The sequence below is a fragment of the Glycomyces amatae genome (genome assembly GCF_020991375.1).
GTDB classification, from domain to species: domain Bacteria; phylum Actinomycetota; class Actinomycetes; order Mycobacteriales; family Micromonosporaceae; genus Glycomyces; species Glycomyces amatae.
Genome location: NZ_JAJLQZ010000004.1, coordinates 371678 through 396614 on the forward strand (window position 1 = coordinate 371678; position 24937 = coordinate 396614).

The 24937-nt window shown below is 71.0% G+C and carries 25 protein-coding genes; 13 read left to right on the top strand and 12 right to left on the bottom strand.

All coding sequences use genetic code 11. From position 1 onward, the window contains the following. Window positions 1-103: 103 nt before the first annotated feature. Entirely contained in the window at window positions 104-694 is a 591-nt protein-coding gene (locus LO763_RS08940) for a nitrobindin family protein (protein WP_230601621.1), read from the bottom strand. A gap of 151 nt (window positions 695-845) precedes the next feature. On the opposite strand from LO763_RS08940, the gene LO763_RS08945 reads away from it, so the two are divergent. Both LO763_RS08945 and LO763_RS08950 read left to right on the top strand, forming a co-directional pair. Then, window positions 846-1631 (top strand): HAD-IIA family hydrolase, encoded by a 786-nt coding sequence (locus tag LO763_RS08945; protein ID WP_230601622.1) that lies wholly within the window; start codon window positions 846-848, stop codon window positions 1629-1631. 10 nt (window positions 1632-1641) lie between these two features. After that, the gene (locus LO763_RS08950; protein WP_230601623.1) at window positions 1642-2043 is read left to right on the top strand and encodes a DUF3263 domain-containing protein; all 402 of its coding nucleotides are present in this window, start codon (window positions 1642-1644) and stop codon (window positions 2041-2043) included. Here LO763_RS08950 and LO763_RS08955 read toward each other — a convergent pair. The 3 genes from LO763_RS08955 to mdh all read right to left on the bottom strand — a co-directional run bounded on the left by LO763_RS08955 (window position 2040) and on the right by mdh (window position 5128). Next, window positions 2040-3275 carry an APC family permease gene (locus LO763_RS08955; protein WP_230601624.1) on the bottom strand — a complete coding sequence of 412 codons (1236 nt, stop codon included), beginning with the start codon at window positions 3273-3275 and terminating at the stop codon, window positions 2040-2042. The two genes, LO763_RS08950 and LO763_RS08955, sit on opposite strands and share 4 nt — an antisense overlap. Window positions 3276-3311: 36 nt before the next feature. Beyond that, window positions 3312-4058, bottom strand: coding sequence for a phosphatase PAP2 family protein (locus LO763_RS08960; protein ID WP_230601625.1), 747 nt, complete (start codon window positions 4056-4058; stop codon window positions 3312-3314). Window positions 4059-4177: 119 nt separating this feature from the next. Then, complete coding sequence (gene mdh / locus LO763_RS08965; protein ID WP_230601626.1) at window positions 4178-5128, bottom strand: malate dehydrogenase; 951 nt, start codon at window positions 5126-5128, stop codon at window positions 4178-4180. A gap of 369 nt (window positions 5129-5497) precedes the next feature. Here mdh and LO763_RS08970 point away from each other — a divergent pair, with 369 nt between their 5' ends. From LO763_RS08970 to LO763_RS29700, 8 genes are all read left to right on the top strand, one after another. Beyond that, on the top strand, window positions 5498-6403 hold the full coding sequence (locus LO763_RS08970; RefSeq protein WP_230601627.1) for a sulfite exporter TauE/SafE family protein: 906 nt from the start codon (window positions 5498-5500) through the stop codon (window positions 6401-6403). 479 nt (window positions 6404-6882) lie between these two features. Next, window positions 6883-7560, top strand: coding sequence for a hypothetical protein (locus LO763_RS08975; RefSeq protein ID WP_230601628.1), 678 nt, complete (start codon window positions 6883-6885; stop codon window positions 7558-7560). Between the two features lie 534 nt (window positions 7561-8094). Next, entirely contained in the window at window positions 8095-9330 is a 1236-nt protein-coding gene (locus LO763_RS08980) for an NsdA family TPR-like regulatory protein (RefSeq protein ID WP_230601629.1), read from the top strand. Next, on the top strand, window positions 9327-9689 hold the full coding sequence (locus LO763_RS08985; protein ID WP_230601630.1) for a hypothetical protein: 363 nt from the start codon (window positions 9327-9329) through the stop codon (window positions 9687-9689). The genes LO763_RS08980 and LO763_RS08985 overlap by 4 nt, the downstream gene beginning before the upstream one ends. Before the next feature lie 106 nt (window positions 9690-9795). Continuing rightward, window positions 9796-10269, top strand: coding sequence for an NUDIX domain-containing protein (locus LO763_RS08990; protein ID WP_230601631.1), 474 nt, complete (start codon window positions 9796-9798; stop codon window positions 10267-10269). 95 nt (window positions 10270-10364) lie between these two features. Beyond that, entirely contained in the window at window positions 10365-11225 is an 861-nt protein-coding gene (locus tag LO763_RS08995; protein WP_230601632.1) for a DddA-like double-stranded DNA deaminase toxin, read from the top strand. Continuing rightward, complete coding sequence (locus LO763_RS09000; RefSeq protein WP_230601633.1) at window positions 11222-11464, top strand: hypothetical protein; 243 nt, start codon at window positions 11222-11224, stop codon at window positions 11462-11464. Before LO763_RS08995 ends, LO763_RS09000 begins: the two co-directional genes overlap by 4 nt. A 103-nt stretch (window positions 11465-11567) precedes the next feature. Continuing rightward, entirely contained in the window at window positions 11568-11795 is a 228-nt protein-coding gene (locus LO763_RS29700) for a tyrosine-type recombinase/integrase (protein WP_369431950.1), read from the top strand. Window positions 11796-11916: 121 nt separating this feature from the next. On the opposite strand, the gene LO763_RS09005 is transcribed toward LO763_RS29700, so the two are convergent. Next, window positions 11917-13083: an acyl-CoA dehydrogenase family protein gene (locus LO763_RS09005; protein ID WP_230601634.1), complete on the bottom strand. Its 1167-nt coding sequence runs from the start codon at window positions 13081-13083 to the stop codon at window positions 11917-11919. Between the two features lie 345 nt (window positions 13084-13428). On the opposite strand from LO763_RS09005, the gene LO763_RS09010 reads away from it, so the two are divergent. Beyond that, window positions 13429-14823 (top strand): UDP-glucose dehydrogenase family protein, encoded by a 1395-nt coding sequence (locus LO763_RS09010; RefSeq protein ID WP_230601635.1) that lies wholly within the window; start codon window positions 13429-13431, stop codon window positions 14821-14823. 228 nt (window positions 14824-15051) lie between these two features. On the opposite strand, the gene LO763_RS09015 is transcribed toward LO763_RS09010, so the two are convergent. Together LO763_RS09015 and LO763_RS09020 are read right to left on the bottom strand one after the other, a co-directional pair. Then, entirely contained in the window at window positions 15052-15303 is a 252-nt protein-coding gene (locus LO763_RS09015) for a hypothetical protein (protein ID WP_230601636.1), read from the bottom strand. An 18-nt stretch (window positions 15304-15321) separates the two neighbouring features. Next, window positions 15322-15942: a UbiX family flavin prenyltransferase gene (locus tag LO763_RS09020; protein WP_230601637.1), complete on the bottom strand. Its 621-nt coding sequence runs from the start codon at window positions 15940-15942 to the stop codon at window positions 15322-15324. Window positions 15943-15994: 52 nt separating this feature from the next. On the opposite strand from LO763_RS09020, the gene LO763_RS09025 reads away from it, so the two are divergent. Continuing rightward, window positions 15995-16882, top strand: coding sequence for a polysaccharide deacetylase family protein (locus LO763_RS09025; RefSeq protein ID WP_230601638.1), 888 nt, complete (start codon window positions 15995-15997; stop codon window positions 16880-16882). A gap of 4 nt (window positions 16883-16886) precedes the next feature. On the opposite strand, the gene LO763_RS09030 is transcribed toward LO763_RS09025, so the two are convergent. The 5 genes from LO763_RS09030 to LO763_RS09050 all read right to left on the bottom strand — a co-directional run bounded on the left by LO763_RS09030 (window position 16887) and on the right by LO763_RS09050 (window position 23270). Then, on the bottom strand, window positions 16887-17336 hold the full coding sequence (locus LO763_RS09030; RefSeq protein ID WP_230601639.1) for a hypothetical protein: 450 nt from the start codon (window positions 17334-17336) through the stop codon (window positions 16887-16889). A gap of 105 nt (window positions 17337-17441) precedes the next feature. Then, complete coding sequence (locus LO763_RS09035) at window positions 17442-19427, bottom strand: CDP-alcohol phosphatidyltransferase family protein (RefSeq protein ID WP_230601640.1); 1986 nt, start codon at window positions 19425-19427, stop codon at window positions 17442-17444. Continuing rightward, window positions 19424-20284 carry an ABC transporter ATP-binding protein gene (locus LO763_RS09040; RefSeq protein ID WP_230601641.1) on the bottom strand — a complete coding sequence of 287 codons (861 nt, stop codon included), beginning with the start codon at window positions 20282-20284 and terminating at the stop codon, window positions 19424-19426. Before LO763_RS09040 ends, LO763_RS09035 begins: the two co-directional genes overlap by 4 nt. A 143-nt stretch (window positions 20285-20427) precedes the next feature. Beyond that, window positions 20428-20760: a hypothetical protein gene (locus tag LO763_RS09045; protein WP_230601642.1), complete on the bottom strand. Its 333-nt coding sequence runs from the start codon at window positions 20758-20760 to the stop codon at window positions 20428-20430. Next, the gene (locus LO763_RS09050; RefSeq protein ID WP_230601643.1) at window positions 20757-23270 is read right to left on the bottom strand and encodes a glycosyltransferase; all 2514 of its coding nucleotides are present in this window, start codon (window positions 23268-23270) and stop codon (window positions 20757-20759) included. Before LO763_RS09050 ends, LO763_RS09045 begins: the two co-directional genes overlap by 4 nt. Before the next feature lie 163 nt (window positions 23271-23433). Here LO763_RS09050 and LO763_RS09055 point away from each other — a divergent pair, with 163 nt between their 5' ends. Then, window positions 23434-24933 (top strand): glycosyltransferase family 2 protein, encoded by a 1500-nt coding sequence (locus LO763_RS09055; protein WP_230601644.1) that lies wholly within the window; start codon window positions 23434-23436, stop codon window positions 24931-24933. Window positions 24934-24937: the final 4 nt, after the last annotated feature.

The window sequence follows — 24937 nt, forward strand, 5'->3', positions numbered from 1 at the left end:
GCGATACCGAGGCGACTCCAACAGGGCCCACTTCCACTCCCGTTCGCAAACGGGCGGCTGATGTCGCAACTATAACACATTCAGCGCGTCCCGTCGCAAACCGTCACCCCGCGACGCGGTTGAGGCTCGCGCTCAGGTGGGGGCTCATGGGGTGGCCCTCGGCGGCCATCTCCTGCGCGTACATGAGGGCGCCCTCGACGAGGCCGTAGAGGCGCTTGCCCGCGGTGACCTCCTTGGCCTGGGGGCTGCGCACGACCGCGTCGGTCGCGATCTCGATCCTGGTGCCGTCCACGTGCCCGTAGTAGAGGTCGAGCACCCCGGTCGGGTGGGCGAGGAGGACCTCCACCTCGGGCCGCTTGGGGTCCTCGCCCTGGACCACGCGCCACCAGCCGGTCTCCCGGGCGGCGGGCCGCACGGGCTTCCCGTCGGCGTCGATGATCCAGGAGCGGGCGCTGTAGCGCAGGAACGGGCGCCCGTCGTGCGTGAACTCGAGCTCCTGGGCGTACAGGAAGTCCTCGGTGCCGGGGTAGCCGCCCTGCCCGCGGCCCCTCCAGCGCCCGACCAGCGGCAGCAGCGGCAGCAGGTCGTCGTGGAGGTTCGGCCCCCGGCGCAGGTCGTCGGTCTCCTCGAACGGGTAGGGCTCGACCTTCTCGAAGGTCGAGGCGAACTCCGCCGGTACTTCGCGCTCGCTCATTTGCTCCTCGCGGTTCGAATCGTCCAGTAGCCGAGCGCGCCCGCCATGGCGCCTGCGGCGATGACGAGCACGGCTGTCAATGCCGTCTCCACGGCCCCCACTTTACGTGCGCTCCTCGTCGTTTCCTCCGAGCGATGGCAAGATGTTGTGCATGACTACACCTGGACCCTTCGACAGCTGGCTCTCGGACATGGACGGCGTGCTCGTCCACGAGGGGGTGCCCGTCCCCGGCGCGAACAAGCTCATCGAGAAGCTCCAGTCGGCGGGGAAGCGTTTCCTCGTGCTGACGAACAACTCGATCTACACCCCCCGCGACCTGCATGCGCGCCTGAAGAACTCAGGGCTCGAGGTCCCGTCCGAGAACATCTACACCTCGGCGATGGCGACGGCCGACTTCCTGCACTCGCAGCGCCCGAAGGGGTCCGCGTACGTCATCGGCGAGGCGGGCCTGACCACGGCCCTGCACGAGATCGGGTACGTGCTCACCGACTACCGGCCCGACTACGTGGTGCTCGGCGAGACCCGGCGGTACGACTTCGGGGCGCTCACGACGGCCTCGCGGCTCATCAAGGCCGGGGCGCGGTTCATCTGCACCAACCCGGACACGACCGGCCCCTCGCTGGAGGGCATCCTCCCGGCGTGCGGCGCGGTTGCGGCGATGATCACTGCGGCGACCGGCGCCGAGCCCTACTTCGTGGGCAAGCCGAACCCGCTGATGATGCGCAACGCGTTGCGGCGCATCGGGGCCCACTCGGAGTCGACGGTGATGATCGGCGACCGGATGGACACCGACGTGCTCTCGGGGCTCGAGGCCGGGCTCGAGACGGTCTTGGTTCTGTCGGGGGTCACTGACACACTGGAGGCAGTCGAGCGGTACCCCTTCCGTCCGAACCACGTGAAGGATTCGGTGGCGGACCTGATCGATTGGATCGAGTAAGGAGTTCCCCATGCCTCCAGGCCAACGCCCCGCCAGGTCAGTTCAGCGCGCGCGCCAGGAGGAGGACCCGGCGCCGCGCCCCGTGCGCGGCCCGCAGCAGGAGGCCCCCCGCCGCTCGCGGGAGGCGCCGAAGCCGCCCGCGCGCCAGGGCCAGGCGGGCCCGGAGCCGCGGCGGCGCGAGGCGGAGCCGAAGCTCAGCTCGCTGGAGTCGCGCATCCTGTCGTTCGAGGCGCGCTGGTGGCGGGCCTCGGGCGCGAAGACCCAGGCCATCAGCGACGAGCTGGAGCTCACCCCCGAGCGGTACTACCAGCACCTGGCGCGGCTCATCGACCACCCCGAGGCCGCCAGGGAGCAGCCGGCGGTGGTCCGCCGCCTCAGGGCGGCCCGGGACGAGCGCCGCGCGGCCCGCTAAGAGGAGGTGCGGCGCTCGGTGAGCGCGTACCAGACGGCGCCCGCGGCGAGCACCGCGAGGCCGCCGAGCACCGACGCGGGCGGGAGGCTCGCGGCCACGAGCAGGCACCCGGCGAGGCCGACCCACGGCAGCGGCGCGCGCCGGTCGAGCGTCGCCGCCGAGGCGTTCGCGACCGCGTAGTAGACCAGCACGCAGAAGCTGGAGAACCCGATCGCGGCGGTCAGGTCGAGGACGGCGACGAGCACGAGGACGAGGGCGCTCGCGGCGACCTCGGCGGCCCACGGGACGCCGAATCGCTCGGAGACGGCTGTCAGCGGGCCCGGGAGCCGGCCGTCGCGGGCCATGGCGAGGGCCGTCCGGCCGATCCCGGCCAGGAGGCTCAGGAGGACCCCGGCGACCGCGACGCCGGCGCCGATCACCACGAGCGGCCGGATGGCGGGCGCGCCCGCCGCGGCGAGGTCGGACAGGGGCGCGGTGGACTCGGCGAGCGTCCCGGCGCCGAGGACGCTGAGGGCGGTGACCGCGACGAGGGCGTACACGCCGAGGGTGACCGCGAGGCTGGCGGTCACCGCGCGCGGGATGGTCCGCTCGGGGTCGGCGACCTCCTCGCCGAGGGTCGCGACGCGGGCGTACCCGGCGAAGGCGAAGAAGATGAACCCGGCCGCGGTGAGCATCCCCCAGAAGTGGGTGTCGCCCAGGGGCCGGGCCGCGACCGGCCCGGTGAGCCCGGCGACGGCGACGGCGCCGATCACGAGCAGGGTGACGCCCGCGAACACGGCGGAGGCGAGCGCGGTCTTCTTGACGCCCAGGAGGTTGACGGCGCAGAACGCCGCGACCGCGGCGGCGGCGAGCGCCCGGGGGTACTCGGGCAGCAGGTAGGCGCCGAGGGTGAGGGCCATCGCGGCCCCGGAGGCGGTCTTGCCGACCAGGAAGGCCCATCCGGCGGCGAACCCGGCGGCCGGGTGGAGGCGGCGCGTCCCCCAGACGTAGGCGCCGCCGGACTGCGGGTGGAGGGCGGCGAGGCGGGCCGAGGAGCGGGCGTTGCAGTAGGCGATGAGCCCGGCGATCGCGAGGGCGGCGAGCAGGCCGGGGCCGGAGCCGGCGGCGCGCGCGGCCGGGCCCCAGACGGCGAAGACGCCCGCGCCGAGCATGGAGGCGAGGCCGATGGCGATCGCCGACGGGAGGCCGAGGCGGCGCTGGAGGGGCGGCCGGTCTCGCTCGGGGGTGGGCATGCTCTGAAGATACCGTGCGGTCCTCGCGGCGCGCCGCTAGCGATAACGCCGTTCGGGCTCAAGCCATATCGGTAGTTCCATTGTGTCCCAGGAGACGCGTTGGACGGTGCGGAGGATGACCATGCCGATCAGCAGGCCCCCGGGGGTGTCGGTGAACCAGTGGAAGGCGACGTAGGTCGTGGAGAGGATGACGATCACGGGCGGGGCCAACCGCAGCAGCCCCCGCTGCCAGGGCCGCATGTGCGCGCCGACGAGGAAGACGATGAACCCGTACCAGACGATCGTGTTGAGCACGTGCCCCGACGGGTACGCGCCGGAGGGCTCCAGGGCGGTGAACAGGACCGCTTGGGCGGCTTCGGCGTAGGGGCCGGGCTCGGGGCGGGGCCAGTGCGGGTAGACGCGCGGGAGCGCGTACTTGAGGACGAGCACGGCGCCGGCCATCCCGTAGGCCGCGAGGAACGCCAGCAGCGGCCGGACGCTGCGGCCGCGCCAGGCCAGGCCCGCGGCGAGCGCGAGCGCGAGCCCGCCGAGGATGCCGCCCTGCCCGAGCCGGTTGGTCTGGACGGCGATGAAGTACGCCCACGCGGGCCGGTTGGCGTCGGCGAGGTCGCGGATCCAGATGTCGAGGTCGACGAGGGGGCTGGGCCAGGCCAGGGGGATCGTGATCGCCACGAACGCCGCGGCCATGACGGCCTCGGGCGCCCACGACCGCGGCCGCTTGAGGACGAAGGGCCGCCAGGCCCTCGCGGGGGCCCCGGTGCGGCGCTGGTCTGCGGCGATCACGGGCGTAAGCCTAGCGAGCGGCGCGAACCGGCCGAATCCGATCCCGCCGGGGCCGCGCAGCGGTCCGGCCCGGGGCGTCCGCGAACGGACGCCCCGGGCCGGAGCCGTGGGTCGCTCTGCTACAGGTCGGCGACGTCGGCCTGCTTGGCGCGGACGGCCTCGGCGGCCTCCTTGAGGTTCGCCAGCTCGGTGTCGGTGAGGGGGGTCTCGACGACCTCCTTGACGCCCTCGGCGCCGATGCGCGCGTTGACGCCCAGGTAGACGCCTTCGATGCCGTACTCGCCGTCGACCCAGGCGCACACGGGCATGACCGCGCCGGAGTCCTCGGCGACGGCCTTGGCCATGCGGGCGGCGGCGGCCGAGGGGGCGTAGTAGGCCGAGCCGGTCTTGAGCAGCGCGACGATCTCGGCGCCGCCGCCCCGGGTCTTGGTGACGAGCTCCTCGACCTTCTCGGCGGGCAGGAGGTCGGCGAGGGGCTTGCCGTCCACGGAGGACTGGCTCGGGACCGGGACCATGGTGTCGCCGTGGGAGCCGAGGGTCAGGGTGGTCACGGAGGCGACCGGGACGTGCAGCTCCTCGGCGACGAAGTTGGTGAAGCGGGCGGTGTCGAGCATCCCGGCCTGGCCGAGGACCCGGTTCTTGGGGAAGCCGGAGGCGAGCTGCGCGAGCGCGGTCATCTCGTCGAGGGGGTTGGAGACGACGATGATGACGGCGTTCGGGGAGTGCTTGACGAGGTTCTCGGTCACGCCGCGGACGATCTTGGCGTTGACCTCGAGGAGGTCCATGCGGCTCATGCCGGGCTTGCGGGGCAGGCCCGCGGTGATGACGATGACGTCGGAGCCGGCGGTCTTCTCGTAGCCGTTGCCGTCGTTGTCGGTGGTCGCGCCGACGACCTTCGTCTCGAAGCCCTCGATGGTGCGGGACTGGTTCATGTCGAGGGCGAGGCCCTCGGGCTTGCCCTCGACGATGTCGGTGAGGACGACCTCGTCGAAGACGTCGTACTCGGCCAGGCGCTGGGCGGTGGTGGAGCCGTAGAATCCGGCGCCGACTACCGTGACTTTCTTACCCATCGAATGCTCCTCTGCATTAAGGCTGCCTGTGTGATGCGCAGGCCCTCGCTGTGGTCGGCGACGCGTGCGGCGCCGAGGGTTCGCCAGGTGAATGGCGGGCTACGCGAGCGTAACCAGGACTGTTCCTCCACGCTATGACCCCCGTCTCGCGGAGCGCATCCGGCCCCTGACCGCGTGGCGGAGGCCTCCCGAAAAGCGGGCGGCGGGCCCGGGGTCGGACGGCGCGGCGACGGTGGGGGAGGATGCGGGGAGGCGTCCTGTCGGATATCCGTCGCGCCCCGCCGTCCCGAACCGTGGGCATTCGTTGACATGTCCTATGGATTTAGTGGACTATTCTGAGGCCGCCTGAATCCGAGGGAGCCGCGCGCGATGATCGCGACCACCGTCTTCTCCGCCGTCGCGGCGGGCTTCATCGCCCAGCTCGTCGACGGCAGCCTCGGCATGGGCTTCGGCACCATCACCATGACCTTCCTGCTGGGCCTGGGCATCGCGCCGGCGGCCGCCTCGGCGTCGGTGAACGTGGCGACGATCGCCACCAGCGCGGTCAGCGCCGCCTCGCACGCGAAGCTGCGGAACGTCCACTGGCCCACCACGCTCCGGCTCGGGATCCCCGGCGCGGTCGGCGGCTTCGCGGGCGCGTGGGCGCTCGCCTCGCTCACCCGCCTGGACGCGGCCACGCCGGTCACCAGCGCGATCCTCATCGCGCTCGGCGGCGCCATCGTGTGGCGCTTCGCGTACGGGAAGGGGACGGGCACCGGCCCGGTCCGGACCGGTTTCGCGGCCCCGACGGGCCTGGTGGGCGGGTTCCTCGCGGCCGTGGGCGGGGGCGGCTGGGGGCCGGTGACGATGCCGATCACGCTCTCGACCTCGCGGCTGGAGCCGCACCGGGTCGTGGGCTCGGTCTCGACGGCGCAGCTGTTCGCGTCGTCGGCGGCGGTGCTCGGGTTCTGGCTCGCGGTGCCGCACACGCTGACCGTGGTGTGGCCCTTGGTGGTCGGCATGGCCGTGGGCGGGATGGCGGCGGCGCCGCTGGCGGCGTGGCTGACCCGCAGGATCCCGACCGCGAAGCTCGGTTCGACCATCGGGATGCTCGTGGTCGCGCTGAACCTGCGGACGCTGCTGGGGAACTTCAGCCTGCCGTGGCCGGTGGTGACGCTGCTGTACCTGGCGCTGGCGGCGGTGTGGGCGGCGGCCCTGGTGGGCCCGAGCCGGGCCGCGGCCCGGGCGCGGGAGGCCGAGCCCGAGCGGGTGGCGCCCGAGGCGCAGCAGGCCTGAGCGGCGCGGGCCTGAGGCGGTGCGGGTTCGAGGAAGCGCGGGTTCGAGAAAGTGCAGTCGTGCTGCGGGGCCCGGACCATTCGGTCCGGGCCCCGTTCGCTGCGAATCCCGCGTGAAGCGCTAGAACGCCTTGCCGCGTTGGAGTTCGCGGGCGATGACGATGCGCTGGATCTGGTTGGTGCCCTCGTAGATCTGGGTGATCCCCGAGGAGCATCGGCCCCACCAGCGAGAATCCCAAAACTTGCACGTTCACCTGCGAAAACACTTCCCTGAGGATCACCCGGTTACCGGCGATTTTCAACATCTGGCAGAACCAAGGCAGAACTGGCCCAGAATCAGAAGAGGGCGGAGCCGGGCAGGTTCCGCCCGGACAGACCTCCGATCGAGGGACCCCCATTGAACGGCACTTGTGTTTAGATCTCAGGTACCGATCGCCCCGTGGTCAACCGGGGTGCCCCCTTCCCTTGATCGGAGAATCAATGCAGCTCCAGCCTCGAAGCGCGGCGGAAGTCGGCAGAGACTTCCCATACGAGATGAAGACGCTCTGCTACATCGAGATTCATAAGGACGGGCGGGTCACCCACGGCACGGATCAAGGAACCTACCAGCGGGCTAAGAGCGGGGACTCAACGCTCTACGCCGTCTGGCCCGGCGACTACTCAAGCCATCTGTTCATCATCGATGATCTTGACCAGTACGCCGGTGCCCTCGGCATCATCCATGACCAGGAGCGAACGGGGCTCGCGGATCATGACCATGATGTGAACTGGCAGGTCTCGCCCTACGAGAAGAATCCGAGCGGTACTTACATCAGCGTCCAAGTGGAGCTGCTGTGCGGGTGCAAGATCAACAACATCAAGGCCTTCGCCGAACAGATGCGCAAGCAGAAGGGCTGGAACGTCACGACCTCAACGGGTTGGAGCGGTGGTGGCGCGATCGACGGTATCCGTACCTACACGGTAGGAATCCGCCGCCGGAGCCTCGAAAGCCAGCTCGGGTTTTGTTGCCTTCGCCCTGCTTCGTTCTCGGCCAGTCTCAGCCTGAGCGCTGGCCCGCAGGGCCAACGAACCCTATCGCCGCGTTCCCTCGAACACTTCGCGCAAAACTCCCCGGTCCAACCGTCTGGACAGTGGCCCGCAATAGATTCAGCCCGCTGAAATTCGTGGTGCTGTTCCAACTCACCCATACCTTGCTCGTCCCCTCCGTCTGGCTACCCGAACATGAAGGGAGCCCCGCCCCCACCAAGGCGGGGCTCCCGATCTGACTGTCGAAGAACTGCGAGTCCACCGCCGAGCCAGTCAGCACACCCAGCGGCCAGAATCAAGCTGTAAGAGGTTCAGCCTGTGCACATGCGCCCGTCGCGCTGCGCCGCGCTCAGCAACCGCACGCGGCCCTCGATGTTTGCGGTCAGTGGGTCCGGATACGGCGACCGACCAGCAGGCCAGAGAACTGCCACAGCCCCGTCTTCGTTCGGCTGCGTGGTCGCAATGGTGGTCCGCGTGCTTCCCCGCTCCTCCTCAATCTCGTGACGGCTGGGGAACCAGTCCATGCGGACGGGGGTCCGCCCATCCCAGAAGCTCACAAGCAGCAGTTTCCATGAATCGGCCATACAGATAGGCTCGTGTCAGGACATGCTCACTCGGGAGACGCGGACCGTTGCCGGTCTGTTGCGGGTTTAGGGAGCAACACCCATGGACTTCGGCGCGATGATGCGAGAGCAGTTGCGGACCAACGGATGGACACTCCGTGCCGCCTGCAAGGCCATGTCTCGAGACCAGGCGTACCCAAGCCGGGTCATGAACGGACACGAGCCACCATCACAAGAACTTGCTCGGGATCTGGATAGGCTTTGCCAGACAACGAAGTTCACCAAGGCATACAAGGCCTTGAAGCGTGCCAGAACAGCGGCCAAGACCGCACCGCCCGAAGGGAGGATCGATCCCATGTTGCGTCGAGAAATCCTCAGGCTGGCAGGCGCAAGCGCAGTCTCCGCTCTGGCATGGGACTCGATGCCGACTCAACCTTCAAACGCTACAGAGCTCCAGTTCACCGACCATAAGGCGATCGGCTCCTATCTTTGGCGGCTGTACGGCAGGCTCGAATCCAAGTCAGAGATTCTGCCCTCAGTCACCGAGCATCTTCAAGGGCTCCAAGAGACCCTCTCGGCTGGAGCCAACCAAGAGTCCATGCGTCTGCTCTGCTCCCTCAACAGCGAAGCGCTACAACTCGCCGGTGAAGTCTTCTTCGATGGGGGCGCATACGACGACGCCATCAACGCCCACCTCCTGGCCGCCTCAGCAGCCAAGGAGGCTGACGAGTATGACCGTTGGGCTTGTGCCCTCACCCGATATGCCTTGGTACTCAACACGGAAAAGCGCTGGAAGGACAGCCGCAACCTGCTTGAGGCAGCGGAGAAGGTCGCTCTTCGTGGGGACTCGCAGCTACCGACCCGGCAATGGGTCGCTTCGGTACGAGCAGAGGTGGCCGCAGCTACCGGCGAGCGTTCAGAAGTCGAGCGAGCGTTGGACCAAGCGAACACTGTCCTGGATCTGACCGGACCTGTGGGCAACGGCGGCTGGCTCCGGTTTACCGGGGACAGGCTCCCTGAGCAGCGGGCTTCCGCTTATCTGTCGCTAGGTCTCTACGAACAGGCCGAACAGCAACTCTCCATCGCCCTGAGCGCGTCGCTCACACCTCGACGCTCGGCCGCCATCCTCATAGACCGCGCGCGGCTGGCCCTTCACCAACGGGCCCCAGAGGCGGCCCGAGAGCATGTCGAAGCAGCAGCAGAAATCGCCACCCGAACCGGCTCAACCTACATCGTCGGAAAGCTGGCTCAGCTCCATGCCGAACTCATCGCAGCGGATGATCCGAGCACAACCGAACTGATCGAAGCTCTCAGCGAGGCAACGAAAGGAAACTCATGACGGACAGCGGACGCGCCTTCCGACAAGCCTGGATAGACGGCGTCACCAAGCACTTCCCTGGCGATCCGAAGCCCGGCTATGTCACGCCTTGGGAGGAGATGTCGGAGTGGGAGCAAAACTCAGCTACCGCCGTCTACAACCAGGTAGCCGCCTTCGTAAGAACCAGCGACGGCGCAACAGCCAAGCTCAGCCGCGAGCAACGTGGCAGGTTCGTAAGCATCTGCTGGAACGCCCAGATCTTCAAGCACTTCGAGTCTCCAAAGCCCTCCTACGTCGCCGACTGGCCAGACCTCCCCGCCTGGCAACAGGAGACTGACTCCGACATCTTCGACGCGATCGAGCAACAAGTCGCTTTCTGACTCATCACCTGTTGGGATATTGGAAGGCAGCCAAATATCTTCGTGAACAACTGCGCCTCTACTTCCGGTACGACGATCCACATGTACGTGCGGTCAGACTAGGGCCATGAGACACGTCCGCCTGCCAGCGCCCGTTCTGCGGGCGACGGCCCCACTGCTTCGCACCTGGTGGAAGATCCGTCAGCCTTCCACCTTCGGAGTCAAGGTCCTGCTGCTTCACCCTGCAGAGCCCGGCCGGTTCCTCGTGGTCCGGCATTCGTACTCCGACCCGAACAGATGGGGCCTGCCTGGCGGCGGGTATCGGCCGAGCCGTGAAACGCCCCAGGAAGCAGCCTCACGCGAGATCGCAGAGGAGTTGACGCTGACTGCCGCCCCAGGGGCGTTCGTCGTGCTAGAGACGCTGGAGACGACGCTGGAAGCCAAGCGGGACACGTTGACGATCCTGCGAGTCCTCGCGCCTTCGACCGATGTCGTGCCATCACCGGAGCTGGCCGAGGCACGCTGGATCAGCAGTGTCGAAGAGCTGGGCGATGCCCCGGTATCTTGCTGGCTGACAAGAGCTCTCGCGCACAAACGCTAGATCCACCGTCTGGGGTCGACACCAGGGCGGCGGTACGGAGTTGCAGCACTACAACGAGTTTCGTAATCTGCAATCCCCCACGGTGAGGACCCCCTATGGCATCCATCGGCGACGTAGCCGCCGAGCTGCGCGCGGCAATCGCGATGGCCGAAGAGGCGGCAGAGCATGCCAAGGCGGCTGACGATCGGATCGAAGCCTCACTCTCGAACTTGCAAGCCGCGCTGTACGACTCCTCCAACCATCTCGCCCAAGAGGGCTTGAGCCAATGGGGCCAGGCACGCGAACAGCTCGCCGAAGCGCTCGCACTGCTCGCCAGCGGCAACAAGACCATGAGCGGATACGTAGCATCGATCGCAGGCGGCGGCAGTGGCGGCTCGTCGCCCTCCGCTCCTCACGCGACCGGCGCGAGTGGCGGCCAACCGCCAGTACCTCCGGCATCAACCAAGCCGGTTGCGCCGAACCCGGAACCCCGACGACGGCTTGAGGGCTTCAATCCGAAGCGCTCGCATCCCAAGGCGATCGAGGCGATTCGCCGGGTCGGTTACCCCAGGAATGCCGAGGGGAGGACTTCGGCGCGCGCGTTCGCCTACACCGCCGACGGCGACCAGCTCACAGCGGAGCCGCTGAAGCCCTACCGCAAGGGTGAGGCGCCTGTGCGGCAGGAGCTACGGGAGCCATGGGCTTCTTCGGAGGACATGTCTACGACGTGGCATGTCGAAGGCGACGCGGCGGCATTGATCCGAGAAGGCAGTCTCAAGGACGCGGCGTTCTACCTCAACGTTCCCCTGTGCGGCTCACGGCAGGCCGACACCGAGCTTCCCGACCCGAAGGGATGTGCTGAGAACTTCCGGCATATCCTGCCTCGCGATACGGTCGCGTACGTCCATGTCGTGCGCGAAGGCCGAGTGCCCTACCGTCAGAAGATCACCGGGACTGGAGAGGGGATCAAGGAATGATCGACTACGACCGACCTGTCGAGGCGGCCCCCGAAGTCCTGACCGAGTTGTGGCGACGCTTCGACGACGACTTGGACTCACGCGGCCTCGCGGCCTATGCCCGTGAACTCGGCGTGGAACCGCCGGCCGAACCCGAGGGCTACCGAGGGTGGGAAATCGTCGAGGCATATCCGAACGACGACTTCGAACACGGCGTCCTCTACTGGCTGGGCCCCCAGGAGGACCACGCCGACGACTGAGCGGGCACTTTCCACCGGAAATCACGCCGCCAACGCGGCGCTTACAGGGCACCGACAATGACTGAAGGATAGGTAGGCGGGGGCCGGGACCCTCTTCTCGGGAATCGGATACCGCCGCGTCGTATCCCACCGGCTTCGCCACTACTACGCAAGCACCACGCTCGCGGCTGACGTCTCGATCACGGAGCTGTCGGAGTACTCGGGCCATCGTGACCCGGCGTTCACCCTCCACCAATACACGCACCTGTTGCCGGACTCATTCGAGCGGGCGCGCGAGGCGATCGATCGGCGCATGGGATTCCCGCGCGTCGCGATGGCGACAGCCGCCTGAACTTTTCGCCGGGCAGAACTGAGGCAGAACTGGAGCTCTTCCAGTTCTGCCTCTTTGCTCTTCACCGAGCTTGATTTTCAGATGCTCGGCTTGTAAATGTGGTCCTTTACCGGCCCAAACGTTAGAACGCCTTGCCGCGCTGGAGCTCCCGCGCGATGACGATCCTTTGGATCTGGTTGGTGCCCTCGTAGATCTGGGTGATCTTGGCGTCGCGCATCATGCGCTCGAGGGGGAAGTCCTGGGTGTAGCCGTAGCCGCCGAGGACCTGGACCATGTCGGTGGTGATCTGCATGGCCGCGTCCGAGGCGAAGCACTTGGCGGCCGCCCCGAAGTAGGTGAGGTCGTCGTCGGTGCGCTCGGACTTGGCGGCGGCCGCGTACGTGAGCTCGCGGGCGGCGCTGATCTTCATCGCCGCGTCGGCGAGGAGGAACTGCACGCCCTGGAACGCCGCGATCGGGCGGCCGAACTGCTCGCGCTCGGCCGCGTAGCCGGTGGCGGCGTCGAGCGCGCCCTGGGCGATGCCGAGGGCCTGCGCCGCGATCGTGACCCGCGTGTGGTCGAGCGTGCGCATCGCGAGGGAGAAGCCCTGGCCCTCCTGCCCGATGAGGCGGTCGGGGCCCAGGCGCACCCCGTCGAAGTAGACCTCGGCGGTCGGGGAGCCCTTGACGCCGAGCTTCTTCTCGGGCTTGCCGAAGGAGACGCCGGGGTCGGACTTCTCGACCACGAACGCCGAGATGCCCTTGGCGCCGGCGCCCGGCTCGGTCACGGCGAAGACCGTGTAGTACTCGCTGACGCCCGCGTTGGTGATCCAGCGCTTGACGCCGTCGAGGACCCAGCCTTCGCCTTCACGGACGGCCCGGGTGGTCATGGAGGCGGCGTCGGAGCCCGCCTCGGGCTCGGAGAGGCAGTAGGAGAACATCGCGTCGCCCGCGGCGACCGGCGGCAGGTAGCGGCGCTTGAGGTCCTCGGAGCCGTCGAGCAGGAGCGGCAGCGAGCCGAGCTTGTTGACCGCGGGGATGAGCGAGGACGAGGCGCAGGCGCGGGCGACCTCCTCGATGACGATCGCGGTGCCGAGCGCGTCGATGCCGGCCCCGCCGTACTCGGCGGGGATGTGCGGGGCGTGGAGGTCGGCGGACCTGAGCGCCTCGTAGGACTGCTCGGGGAAGGTCGCGGTCGCGTCGGCCTCGGCGGCGTGCGGGGCGACCCCCGCGTCGCACACGTCGCGGGTCGCGGCGCGGATGTCGGCGTACTCTTCCGGCAGCTGGTAGGGGCTGAACCCAGTGGACATCAGCGGTCACTCCTTTTCGGGAAGCGGGCGGACGGGCGCCGGCGGCCCCCAGCAGTTGTTACTCCTCAGTAAGATAGGGCGAGTGTAACGTACGCGCGACCGTTCCGGTGACGGCCGCCACCGCGAATTTCCCACGGCTTTTCCGCAACGTCACTGGACGTTCATACGTGAAGTTGAATATACGATGGCGCAGGCCATAGGCATGCTCACGTACAATTCGAAGTCGCCGCGCCGACGGCCTGCGGGCAAGCGGCGCTCGAGCGCCAAGAGCACGAACGAGCGCGCACTGCCGAACCGGTGCGCCATCCAAGCACCGCCGGACGACACAGACAGGGCACGCACCAGATGGCCAACGCGATCCAGAACCCCTCGCAGAACACCACGACACGGCCCCGCATCGCCTTCCTGGGCTGCGGCTACCTCGGAGCGACCTACGCGATCTGCTTCGCCGAGTTGGGGTACGAGGTGATCGGATACGACGTCGACACCGCCAAGATCGAGTCCTTCAACACCGGGGTGCTCCCCATGCACGAGCCGGGCCTGCCCGAGCTGCTGAAGAAGAACCTCGAGTCCGGGCGCCTGCGCTTCACCACCGAGATCCAGGACGTCGCCGACTTCGCCGACGTGCACTTCATCTGCGTGGGCACCCCGCAGCGCAAGGGCGAGCCGGGCGCCGACCTGTCCTACATCGAGGCCTCGGTCGTCGACCTCTCCAAGCACCTGAGCCGCAAGGTCCTCATCGTCGGCAAGTCCACCGTGCCCGTCGGCACCGCCTCCTGGGTCCAGGAGCTCGTCGACCGCCACGCCCCGCAGGGCCTGGGCGTCGAGGTCGGCTGGAGCCCGGAGTTCCTCCAGGAGTCGAACGCGATGCACGACGTCCTGCGCCCCAACCGGATCGTCTACGCCGCGCAGTCCGAGTGGGCCTCCGACCTGCTCCGGGACGTCCACCGCGGCATCCTCGAGCTCGCCGCGGTCGAGGACCGCGAGGTGCCCGTGGTCGAGACCGACCTGGCCACGGCCGAGCTGGTGAAGGTCGCGGCGAACGCGTTCCTGTCGACCAAGATCTCCTTCATCAACGCCATGGCCGACCTGTGCGAGGTCACCGGCGGCGACGTCGCCGACCTGGCCAAGGCCATCGGGTACGACCAGCGCATCGGCAACAAGTTCCTGCGCGCGGGCATCGGGTTCGGCGGCGGGTGCCTGCCCAAGGACATCCGGGCGCTCTCGGCGCGCGCGGGCGAGCTGGGCGTGGGCGAGTCCTTCCGGTTCCTCGACGAGGTCGACGCGGTCAACACGCGGCGCCGCTCGCACACCGTGCGGTCGCTCGCGAACCTGGTGGGGCGCACGCCGGGCCCGAACGGGCCGGACCTGTCGGGCGTGCGCGTGGCCTACCTGGGCGCGACGTTCAAGCCCGACACCGACGACATCCGCGACTCCCCCGCGCTCGACATCGCCCGGCGGCTGCGGGCCGCGCGCGCCGACGTGGTCGTGTACGACCCCGAGGGGCTGGAGAACGCCAAGGCGCACGCGCCCGAGCTGAGCTTCGTGAAGACCCTCGCCGAGGCCGTGGCGGGCGCCGACGTGGTGTGCGCGATGGTCCCGTGGGAGGAGTTCCGCACGCTCGACCCCGAGGCGCTGGGCCGGCAGGTCGCCGAGCGGCGCATCCTCGACGGCATGAACGCCTTCGACCCCGAGCGCTGGCGCGACCACGGCTGGACCTACCAGGGCATCGGCCGCTAGACTACGGGTCGCGAAATCCCCCGAACCGCCCGGCGCGAGCAGCGCCGGGCGGTTCGCCGTCTCCGGACGTTCCTGTCGAAGGCCCGCAAATCGGTCATCCGGGGGTCCCCCCGTTCGCAACGACGCCCGCCGGGTCCGACAGACCCGCTTTCGATCAGGCCGCGAGGCCGCTTCGCGACCGGCGCCTTCCACGGGGCCGCGAAGACGGCTCGCGATCGATGCCACCGGTCAGGTCGCGAGGTGCACCCGGGTGAACGGCCAGGCGTGCGGGGGGCGGTCGACGAGCTCCTCCGGGGGGTCCGGCAGGCGCCGCGGCGGGCGCTCCCCCACCGCGATCACGACCACCCGGTCGCCCGCGACGAACACCTCGGTGCGCACCGCCGGGTCCGCGACCGCCCGCACCCCCTCGTCCAGGGCCCAGCGCAGCAGCTCGGCCCCCCGGCCCTCGGCGGCCTTGGCCTCCCACATCAGCGTGTCCACCGCTGCCCCTCCCTGCCCTCAAACGACCCCGCGCCCGGATAACTCCGGGCCCGGGTCCGCGGCGCCCTCGCCGCCCGGCCCCAGGCCCTTCCAGCGCTTCGCCTTCGCGCTGTCGAGCCCGAACTGGTCGAGCGTCCTGGCGACCACGTGGTCGACGATGTCGTCGATCGTCTCAGGAAGGTTGTAGAACGCGGGCACCGGCGGCAGCACCACCGCGCCCATGCGCGAGAGCGCCAGCAGGTTCTCCAGGTGGATCTCCGAGAGCGGGCTCTCGCGGGCCAGCAGCACCAGGCGGCGGCGCTCCTTGAGCGTCACGTCCGCGGCCCGGCCGATGAGGCCGTCGGTGTAGCCGGTGCGCACCGCCGCGACGGTCTTCATCGAGCACGGCGCGATGATCATCCCGTCGGTGCGGAACGACCCCGAGGAGATCGGCGCGGCCTGCTCCCCCGGCCCCCAGCTGTGGTCGGCCAGGCCGGCCACCTCGGACGGCGAGAACGGGGTCTCCAGCCGGAGCGTCGTGCGCGCCCAGCGGCTCATGACCAGGTGCGTCTCGACGCCGTCGATCCCGCGGAGCGCCTGGAGCAGCCGCACGCCGAAGATCGCGCCGGTCGCGCCGGTCATCCCGACGACGAGTCGCATGGGTCCTCCTCGAATACCGTGTCCCCTGGGCCGGGACGCTTACAATCACCGGATGAAACGCCACCACCTGGGCCTGGCCGCAGCGCTCGTCGCACTGCTCGCGCTCGCCTGGCTGTGGCCCGAGGGCGACGAGCCGCCCGCGGGGGCCCCGACCGCGACCGAGCCTACTGCCTCCGAGGCCCCCGCGACGCCGGGCGAGGACGCCGGCGAGGCCGGGACCACCGCCCCCGGCGGCGAGGCGACCGGCGGGACCGAGCAGAGCGCCTCGGCGTCCGCGACGCCCGAGGCGACCACCGGCGCGCCGTCCTCGGCGCCGCCGTCCCCGCCTGCGGCGGCCGCCTACGACGGCCCCCTGGGCACCCGCAACCACACCGGCACCGACGCCATAGCCCTCACCTTCGACGACGGGCCCTCCCCCGAGTGGACCCCGAAGGTCCTCGAGATGCTGCGCGAACGCGGCATCAAGGCCACGTTCTGCGTCATCGGCGCCTACGCGGAGGCCTACCCCGAGATCGTCGCCGACATCGTCCGCGAGGGCCACACGCTGTGCAACCACTCGTGGTTCCACGAGTTCGACCTCGGCACCCGCGGCGACGCCGAGATCAGGGCGAACCTCCAGCGCACCAACGACGCGATCAGCAAGGCCGCGCCCGGCGCGACCGTGGCGTACTTCCGGCACCCGGGCGGCCAGTGGACCGACCGGGCCATCGGCGTCGCCGCCGACATGGGCATGGAGTCCCTGCACTGGGCCGTGGACCCCTCCGACTGGGACAACGCGACGACCGAGGCGCAGATCCGGGACCGGGTGATGGACCGCACCGAGCCCGGCGGGATCGTGCTGCTCCACGACGGGGCCTCGAACCAGCAGGACATGTGCGGGGCGCTGACGACCATCCTCGACGAGTTCGAGCGCCGCGGCTACACGTACGTCGCGCTGTAGGGGGTCAGCGGAGGTCGGCCGGCATCCTGCGGCCCGGCAGCAGCGCCAGGAACGCGAGCGCGAGCAGGCCGACGCTCATGCCCGCCTGGACCGGGAAGGCCAGGCCGAGGATGCCGTCGGAGTCGTTCTCGCTGCCGACCGGGCCCGCGCTCGGGGAGGCGCCGTCGCCCGAGGGGCCCGCGTCGCCGTCATGGCCGTCGCCGTCCCCTCCGCCGTCCTCGCCCTCGCCGCCGTCGGGGTCCGAGGTGCCGTCGCCGTCGTAGCTGGGGCTCGGGGTGGGCGAGCCGGGCGGGATCGGGTAGGTCTCGTCGGCGTTGACCCAGTCCACTTGGGAAACCGCGGTATCGGGACCCGCGTCCGAGTCGGCGTCCGCGTACCAGGGCAGCGAGAGTACGCTCACCGCCCCGACCACGGCCGCGGCGAGCACCAGACGCTGGAGCCGACACTTGCGCACACGTACACCTTAGTCGCGGCGAACCATCGGCGTGCGCCCGTCGGGGCATGTGGCCCGAACGAGTTCTGTTGACAGTCTTGACAGTCCGTTCGCGACCGGTCGCGGTCAGGCCGCGGCGGCGCGCGAGGCGCGGACCGTGCCGGCCACGACGGCGCCGACGAACACCGCGGCGACGTACACCGCGAGCGCCGCGTAGACCGCGGTGGCCACGGCCGGGACCGTCGCCGCGGCGACGGCGGCCGCGCTGATCGCGATGAGGCCGCGCGCGGGCCAGCCGAGGCCGAGGTCCCGGCGGGCCACCGGCGAGGCGGCCTTGTCGAGCCCCGCGGCGAGGTCGTAGAAGTAGAGGGCGATCACGGTCATCAGGGCGTACAGGACCGGCCAGGAGACGCCCGCGGCGATCCCGGACGCGCCGACGACGCCGAGCTCGACCGCGCGGAGCCCGGCGGGGATGAACCAGTCGAGCAGGCCCTCGTGGTCGGTGCGGGCCACGGAGGCGGCGAGCACGAGCGCGAGCCCGGCGAGCCCGAACGGGACCCACGGCGGGGTGCCCAGGGCCGCGGCGAGCACGGCCGAGGCGGCGGCGAGGACCGCTGCGGCGGTCGCGGCGAACGGCGTCATGTCACCGCCCACCGGGGAGCGCGGCACGAGCCGGGCGAGGGGCCCGTCGTCGCGGTGCGCGGCCCGGTCGGGGCGGCGCAGGGCGGCGGTGCGGGCGGCGAGGGAGCGGAGCGTGCGGCCCGCGGTCGTGTAGCCGAGGGCCAGCAGCTGCCAGCACAGGAGCGCCGCGATCGCGGGCAGGGGCCCGAAGGCGGCGGCGACGACGGCCAGGAGCAGCCAGCGTTCGCCGACGGGGGCGACGATGGTGCGCTTGGCCCAGTACAGGGGCGTGCGGTGCGCGCCCATGACCTGCTCGGAGGCCGATCCGAGGCGCTGCCCGAGGTGGGCGGCGCGGCCCGCGGGCGGGGCGGACTCGCGCCGCCGGGCCTGGCGGACCACGGCGGTGTCGAGCAGGACGGCGTACCAGGTGTCGGCGGTGTGCCGGACGGTCTGGGTGGCCATGGCGGCGATCGCGACGCCCCACGCGGCGGCCGCGTCGGCGCCGCCCGCGACGGCCCCGGCGGCGAGGCCGGCGTAGAGGACGAACTCCTTGGAGCGGTCGGCCATCATGTCGAGCCAGCCGCCGAAGGACGAGAAGTTCTGGGTGTAGCGCGCGAGCTGGCCGTCGACGCAGTCGAAGACGAAGCTGAAGTACATGAGGGCGGCCGCGGCCAGGTACAGCGGCAGGGAGTGGCCGGCGGCGAAGATCGCGGCGGCGCCGAGGGCGAGGGCGATGGAGACCCAGGTGATCGGGGTGGGGGTCCAGCCCAGGCGCGCGCTGAGCTTCACGAGCCGCGGGGACCAGGTGGAGACGGCGTAGGTCGCGAAGAGGTCGTCGTCGTGCTTGACGGCGTTGCCGAGGCGCCAGGCGTCCATGTCGACCGCCTCGAAGGCGGCGATGACCTCGCGGGCCTCCGCGGCGCTGCCGACCTGGCGGTGCTCGAGGCCCTTGGTGCCGTAGGCGTTCACGGGGATCGCGCGGGCCTGGAGGGCGGCGATCGCGGACGCGAAGGCGTCGCCGTCGCTGCGGCGCGGCCAGTGGCGCCTGAGGCGGGCGAGGTGGGCCGCGGAGATCTTGGCGAGGCCCCCGAGGCGGGCCGGGCCGGGCCCGGGGCCGGTGACCAGGCCGCGCTCGACGGTGACGGGGGCGGCGGCCGGGTCGTCGGCGCCGACCAGGACGCCCGAGCGGCGGGAGGAGTCGGACAGGACCGCGGCGACGGTGGCCTGGGAGGCCACCAGGTCGGCGCAGACCACGTAGAGCGCGCCGTCGCCGGCGAAGGCGAGTTCGCCGAGGTGCTCCAGGTCGGCGTCGGCGTCGGCCGACTCGATCTGGGAGGCCTTGACGGGGCGGTCGGCGCCGGGCCGGGAGAGGACGGTCACGTCGTCGCAGCCGGCCTCGCGGATCTGCGCGATGAGCCGGTCGAGGACCGTGCGGTCCGCATCGAGTTCGGCGTGGCCTCCGGGAGCCGGCAGGATGACGGCTCGACTCACCTGGCCGCCTCGACGGGGCCGGGGACGAGCGCGGGGGCCGCGGCGGCGGCCTTCTCGGCGGCCTCCTTCTCCGCCTGCTGGCGCTTCTTCTTCTCGGCCTTGATCTTCGCGTCCCGGTCCTCGGCCTCCTTGTAGGAGTCCAGGGCCTCCTGGACGGTGCCGTCGGTGACGAGGGTGCCCGCGTCGAGGAAGATGCCGCGCTCGCAGTACTTCTTCAGGTCGCCCTCGGAGTGGGAGACGAACACCAGGGTCCGGCCCTGGTCGAGCAGGCCGCGGATGACCCCGTGGCACTTGCGCTTGAAGGCCGCGTCGCCGACGGCGAGGGCCTCGTCGACCAGGAGGATCGGGTGCGGCAGCTGCGTGATGACGCCGAAGCCGAGGCGGACCTTCATGCCCGAGGAGTAGTGCTTGACGGGCGTGTCGATGAAGTCCTCGAGCTCGGAGAAGTCGACGATCTCGTCGAACTTCGACTTGATCTCCTTGTTGCTCATGCCGTGCAGGGCGCCCACGAGGTTGACGTTCTCGCGGCCGGTGAGGTCGCCGGAGAAGCCCGCGGACAGGGCGATGAGCGGGGCCACGCGGCCCTCGCGGCGCACGTAGCCCTCGTCGGGGATGAGGACGCCGGTGATCAGGCGCAGCAGCGTGGACTTGCCGGTGCCGTTGCGGCCGATGATGCCCACCGAGTCGCCGGGGAAGATGTCGAAGTTGACGTGGCGCAGCGGCCAGAAGTCCTGCGCCGCGGCGCCTTTTTTGTTGGCGGCGCGCCGCACGAAGAGGTCTTTGACCCGGCCTTTCTTCTGCTTGCCTTTCGCGAAGCAGATCCCGAGGTCGCGAGCCTGGATGATCGGCTCTTCCATGGGGGCGGCCCTCCCGGAACAGGTGGTTGCGGTGCAGCGTGTAGATGGCGCGCCAATAGTACCGCCCGGCCGTTCCGGCCCTCTGACGGCCGATCCGAGAGCTTCCTCATGGCCGCGGCGCCGCGCGGCCTCCCGGCACGGCCTCAGGCGGCGCGGTCGACCTCGCCGGCGTGGCGGCGCTCCGCGGCCAGGCGTTCGACCTCGAACGCGGCCAGGATGCGGCGGTAGGTGACCTCGGCCCGCTCGGCCGAGGCGCGGGCCTCGAGCCGGGCCCGGCGGCTCTCGTTCCACACCAGTCCCAGCGCCCCCAGCGTGACCAGGCTCATGATCGATGAGGCGGCCCACACCAGGCGCTGGTCGCCGAGGAGGGCGACGGCGAGCAGGGCCGCGGCGGCGAGGAGGCCGAAGGCCGCGGCGAGGTGCGGGAGCGGGGGCCGGCCGAGCCGGACGTAGACGGCTTTGAGCTTCGATTTCATCGGACGAGCGCGGCCTTTCGGTCGATGGGGTCGGCCAGCAGGTCCGACACGAGTCTGCGGTACGAGTCGTGGCTGAACCGCTCGCGCACCCGCTGCTGGGCGAGGGCGCTGCGGGCCAGGAAGCGGTCGGGGTCGGCGTAGTGGGCCTCGACGAGCCCGGCCACCTCGGACGGCTCGCAGTACAGGGCGGCGTCGCCGAACGTCGGCTCGAAGCGGGGCGGCAGCACGGTCACGCACCCGGCCGCGAGGGCCTCCAGGACCGCCCGCCCGAAGGCCTCGTACTGGTTCGGGTGGGGGAAGTAGATCCAGAAGTCGAGCTGGTACAGGAACGAGTCGACGTCGGTCTCGTTGAAGCCGTAGCAGGTCCACGCGGGCGGCGGGGCCTGGCCGGTGATGCGGGCGACGGACTTGACCCCGCCCATGACCCGCACGTCCCAGCGCCCGTCCCCGGGGTAGATCAGCGGCAGGTCGGCGGCGGCGGGCCATTTGGTCGCGTCGTCGCGGGAGTGGCGCCCGACCACGGGCAGGACCGACCGGAAGCCGGTGCGGGCGGGCGCGATCGCGGCCGTGTCGAGGATGCCGGGCATGTCGAAGTCGGCGAGGCGGCCCGGGGACAGGTCGCCGAGCGCCTCGCGGACCTGCGGGCCCTGCGGGACCCACAGCGGCTCGACGCCGAACATCTCGGTCGCGTTGTCGTGGCAGGCGTCGGGGATGTAGCGGATGTCGGAGCCGTCGCGCTCGGCCGGGGCCTGGTTCGCGAGGACCACCATCCGCTCGGGCCGCACGCCGGAGCGCTCGCCGGAGCGGAACTGGAGGATCGGCGGGTATCGCAGGACCAGCAGGTCGCACACGACGTCGTCGGTGACCAGGACCTGCTCGAGGGTGTTGCCGGCGACGCCGTCGACGCCGTCGTTGATCCACCGCTGGATCGGCTCGCAGTAGAGGCGGTCCTCGGAGGTCATGTGCCGCCACGACTCCAGGTGCATGACCGCGACGGACCTGCCCTCGGCGCGCAGCGCCCGGATCTCCTCCATGGTGGACTTCTGGGGGCCGCCGAAGGGCCGCCAGTCGAGGCAGAACACGACGTCGAAGCGGCGCTGCCGCTGGTCGGCGCGGGCCACCGCGGTGTGCTGCGGCGCCCAGAACGGGCGCGGGTGCGGGCGCCGCGGCAGGTGCGGGTCGGCGCCGTTCGCGGCGATCCGCCGGTGCCACAGCGGATAGGAGGACTGGTAGGCGCGCCGCGAGGGGTGCTTCCAGCCGGGCCCGAACTCGTCGCGCGAGAGCGAGCCGGGGGCCTGGCGCATGAGCGTGTCCCACACGCCGCGGAGCCGGCGCACCGATCCGGCGCCGAACGCGGCCGAGACCCGTTGCAGGAACTCGGTGTCGGCGCCCTTGCGGACCTCGTCGTAGTAGCCGATCCGCTCGATCACGCCGCGGCGGAACATCATCGAGGCCGTCGAGACGGTGGTGACGACGCGGCCGGGGCGGGTGACGGTGAGGTCCTCGTTGAACAGGAACGCCTCGCCGTGGGTCAGCTGGAGCCCGGGCTCGGCCAGCAGCGGCGCGATCGAGCGGGCGAGGCGGTCGGGGGCGGCCCAGTCGTCGGCGTCGAGCCCGGTGACGAAGTCGCCCGCGCCGCCCTCCTCCAGGATGCGGTCGAACGCGGTGTTGCGGGCCGCGAAGGTGCCGCCGTTGACCGGCTCGCGGATCACCCGGACGCGGTCGTCCAGGGCCGCGGCGGCGTCGAGGACCTCGTCGTAGGCCTCGCCCGAGGCGTCGTCGACGACGAGGACCCGCAGGTTCCGCCAGGTCCCCTCCAGGAGGGACCGGACGGCGGTGAGCAGGGCCCGGTCGGGCCGGAACGCGGTCATGACGACCCAGATGCGCGGCCCCGCCTCGATCGGCGGCCCCGCGTCGGCGCGGAGGCGGTCGAACCAGGGCAGGTCCCGGTCGGGGTCCAGGCGCAGGGAGGGCTGGCGGCACAGCGCGCCGAGGCGCTTGACCCAGGCCGCCTCGTCGCCGCCGCGCAGCGGGTGCGCGAGGTCGGCGGCGAGCCCGCCGCGCTCCAGCGGCGCCATGCGCCTGCCGTAGCGGCGCAGCAGGTGCCGGGTCTTGTCGAGGTCGCCCAGCGCGTAGGCGAGCTGGGCGTGGACGGCCGCGTCCCGGGGGCCGATGCGCCGCGGCCCGCCGCGTGCGAGCGCGAGGTCGAACAGCGCCAGGGCGTCCCGCCGGTCCGCCTCGCCGCCGGTCTGGAGCCCCACGACGCCGGCCAGGGCGCACAGCGCCCCGATGTTCACCTCGGCGTCCGTACCGCCGCGCCGCGCGGCCTCCAGCAGTTCGGGGAGGGTGAGGCCGGGGCAGGCGGCGCGCGCGAGCAGGTGGCGGGCCCCTGGTGAGCGGGTGCGCAGCGCGGTGGCGGCGAGCGTCCCGGGCGGCCGGGCCTTCGCCCGCGCCAGGTAGTCGTCGGTGAGGCGGGCGGGATAGCGCGCGGTCTCGTCAGCTGCGATCATCTCGTCCGTTCATCTCCAGGTTGCATTCCGCCCAGATCTTCGCGTGCCCAATGGCAATAAGGTTGAATTGAAAGCGAACAAACGTCCTCACCTGTGTAAACAGCTGTTGAACTGGGAAGCCGGTCAATACCTGCGGGGGTCGCCGGGATATCGTGGGCGCGAAATGAGCGACTCACCGAAACGCCCGCGCATCGTCCGCAACGACTATAGGGCCCTGCACCCTCCGAAACAGGGTGATTGGCGGCCGAGCCTCGCGGTGAGCGTCGTCGTCCCGGCCTACGGGGCACAGGACAAACTGGACCTGACACTGGCGGCCCTCGCGGCGCAGAGCTACCCGTCGGACCTGATGGAAGTGGTCGTCGTCGACGACAACTCCGCGCCGCCGCTGCGCCTGCCCGAACTGCGCCCCGAGCACACCCGACTGGTCGCCACCACGGCCGAGTCGTGGGGCTCGGCGCACGCGGTGAACACCGGCGTGGCCCACGCGGACGGCCAGGTCGTCCTGCGCCTGGACGCGGACATGGTGGCGTTCGGCGACCACGTGGAGGCGCAGATGCGCTGGCACCACGCCGCCGACTACCTGGCCGTGCTGGGCCACAAGCGGTTCGTGGCCTGGGAGCCGGGCGCGATGACCCCCGAGCAGGTGCACGAGAAGGTGCGGTGCGGGGAGGCCGCGGCCCTGTTCGCGGTCGAGGACTCGCGCCCCCACTGGATCGAGCGGACCATCGCCGACACCGACGGCCTGACCGTCCACCACCCCAGCAACTTCCGGGTGTTCATCGGCGCCACCGGCTCGGTCCACCGCGACTTCTGGAAGACCGCCGGCGGCCTCGACACCGAGCTGCGCCTGGGCTCGGACACCGAGTTCGCCTACCGGCTCTCGCAGGCGGGCGCGGTGTTCGTCCCCGAGACCGCCTCCTCGGCCTGGCACCTGGGCTTCCCGCAGATGCAGGAGCGGGAGCGGGAGGGCCGCCTCCAGCGCGTGCCCCACATCGCGCAGCGCGTGCCGCTGCACGGGATGCGCCGCACCGCGCCGCCGCGCGCGTGGCGGGTCCCGCTGGTGGACATCGTGATCGACGTGAAGGACGCGACCGTGGCCGACGTGGACGCCTGCGTCGCACCGGTGCTCGGCGGTCCCGACGGCGACGCCCGGATCACCCTCGTCACCGGGCGCGGCCCCGCGCCGCACGACCGCGAATCGATCCTCGCCGGGGAGGGCGCGCAGCTGCGGCTCATCGAGGAGCAGTACGCGGCCGAAGCGCGGGTGCGCGTAGCCGCGCAGGCCCCCGACCCCGACCCGGCCGTCCCCTACCGGCTGCTCCTGCCCAAACCGGTCCCCTTGCGGCCCAAGAGCATCGGGAAGCTCCTGGCGGCGACGGAGCGGGTCGACGCCGGCCTGGTCCTGGCCGACCTGCCGGGCGGGCCGCCCGCCCGGTTCGAGCGCACCGCGGCCTTCGCCCGCGCCCGCCACATCACCGGCGGCGGCGGGCTCGACCAGGTCGTGGCCGGGATCTGGGGCGCCACCCGGTACGAGGGCCTGGCCGCGGACGAGGCCGAGGGCACCGCCTTCGCGCCGCCGCCCGCGAGCCCCGCCCGGCGCTTCGCGCGCCGGTTCCTCAACGCGCGCCAGCGCGCCCGCCTGCGCGAGATGCTGAGAAAGTGAGCAG

What these genes read in the sequence shown, in the direction of transcription:
- LO763_RS08990 (WP_230601631.1), top strand. Translation starts at nt 9,796, where the DNA reads ATGAGACACGTCCGCCTGCCAGCGCCCGTTCTGCGGGCGACGGCCCCA.
- LO763_RS08975 (WP_230601628.1), top strand. Translation starts at nt 6,883, where the DNA reads ATGCAGCTCCAGCCTCGAAGCGCGGCGGAAGTCGGCAGAGACTTCCCA.
- LO763_RS08945 (WP_230601622.1), top strand. Translation starts at nt 846, where the DNA reads ATGACTACACCTGGACCCTTCGACAGCTGGCTCTCGGACATGGACGGC.
- LO763_RS08950 (WP_230601623.1), top strand. Translation starts at nt 1,642, where the DNA reads ATGCCTCCAGGCCAACGCCCCGCCAGGTCAGTTCAGCGCGCGCGCCAG.
- LO763_RS08980 (WP_230601629.1), top strand. Translation starts at nt 8,095, where the DNA reads ATGGACTTCGGCGCGATGATGCGAGAGCAGTTGCGGACCAACGGATGG.
- mdh (WP_230601626.1), bottom strand. Translation starts at nt 5,128, where the DNA reads ATGGGTAAGAAAGTCACGGTAGTCGGCGCCGGATTCTACGGCTCCACC.
- LO763_RS08955 (WP_230601624.1), bottom strand. Translation starts at nt 3,275, where the DNA reads ATGCCCACCCCCGAGCGAGACCGGCCGCCCCTCCAGCGCCGCCTCGGC.
- LO763_RS09055 (WP_230601644.1), top strand. Translation starts at nt 23,434, where the DNA reads ATGAGCGACTCACCGAAACGCCCGCGCATCGTCCGCAACGACTATAGG.
- LO763_RS09040 (WP_230601641.1), bottom strand. Translation starts at nt 20,284, where the DNA reads ATGGAAGAGCCGATCATCCAGGCTCGCGACCTCGGGATCTGCTTCGCG.
- LO763_RS09000 (WP_230601633.1), top strand. Translation starts at nt 11,222, where the DNA reads ATGATCGACTACGACCGACCTGTCGAGGCGGCCCCCGAAGTCCTGACC.
- LO763_RS09020 (WP_230601637.1), bottom strand. Translation starts at nt 15,942, where the DNA reads ATGCGACTCGTCGTCGGGATGACCGGCGCGACCGGCGCGATCTTCGGC.
- LO763_RS09045 (WP_230601642.1), bottom strand. Translation starts at nt 20,760, where the DNA reads ATGAAATCGAAGCTCAAAGCCGTCTACGTCCGGCTCGGCCGGCCCCCG.
- LO763_RS09010 (WP_230601635.1), top strand. Translation starts at nt 13,429, where the DNA reads ATGGCCAACGCGATCCAGAACCCCTCGCAGAACACCACGACACGGCCC.
- LO763_RS08940 (WP_230601621.1), bottom strand. Translation starts at nt 694, where the DNA reads ATGAGCGAGCGCGAAGTACCGGCGGAGTTCGCCTCGACCTTCGAGAAG.
- LO763_RS09050 (WP_230601643.1), bottom strand. Translation starts at nt 23,270, where the DNA reads ATGATCGCAGCTGACGAGACCGCGCGCTATCCCGCCCGCCTCACCGAC.
- LO763_RS08970 (WP_230601627.1), top strand. Translation starts at nt 5,498, where the DNA reads ATGATCGCGACCACCGTCTTCTCCGCCGTCGCGGCGGGCTTCATCGCC.
- LO763_RS08995 (WP_230601632.1), top strand. Translation starts at nt 10,365, where the DNA reads ATGGCATCCATCGGCGACGTAGCCGCCGAGCTGCGCGCGGCAATCGCG.
- LO763_RS09025 (WP_230601638.1), top strand. Translation starts at nt 15,995, where the DNA reads ATGAAACGCCACCACCTGGGCCTGGCCGCAGCGCTCGTCGCACTGCTC.
- LO763_RS09005 (WP_230601634.1), bottom strand. Translation starts at nt 13,083, where the DNA reads ATGTCCACTGGGTTCAGCCCCTACCAGCTGCCGGAAGAGTACGCCGAC.
- LO763_RS08985 (WP_230601630.1), top strand. Translation starts at nt 9,327, where the DNA reads ATGACGGACAGCGGACGCGCCTTCCGACAAGCCTGGATAGACGGCGTC.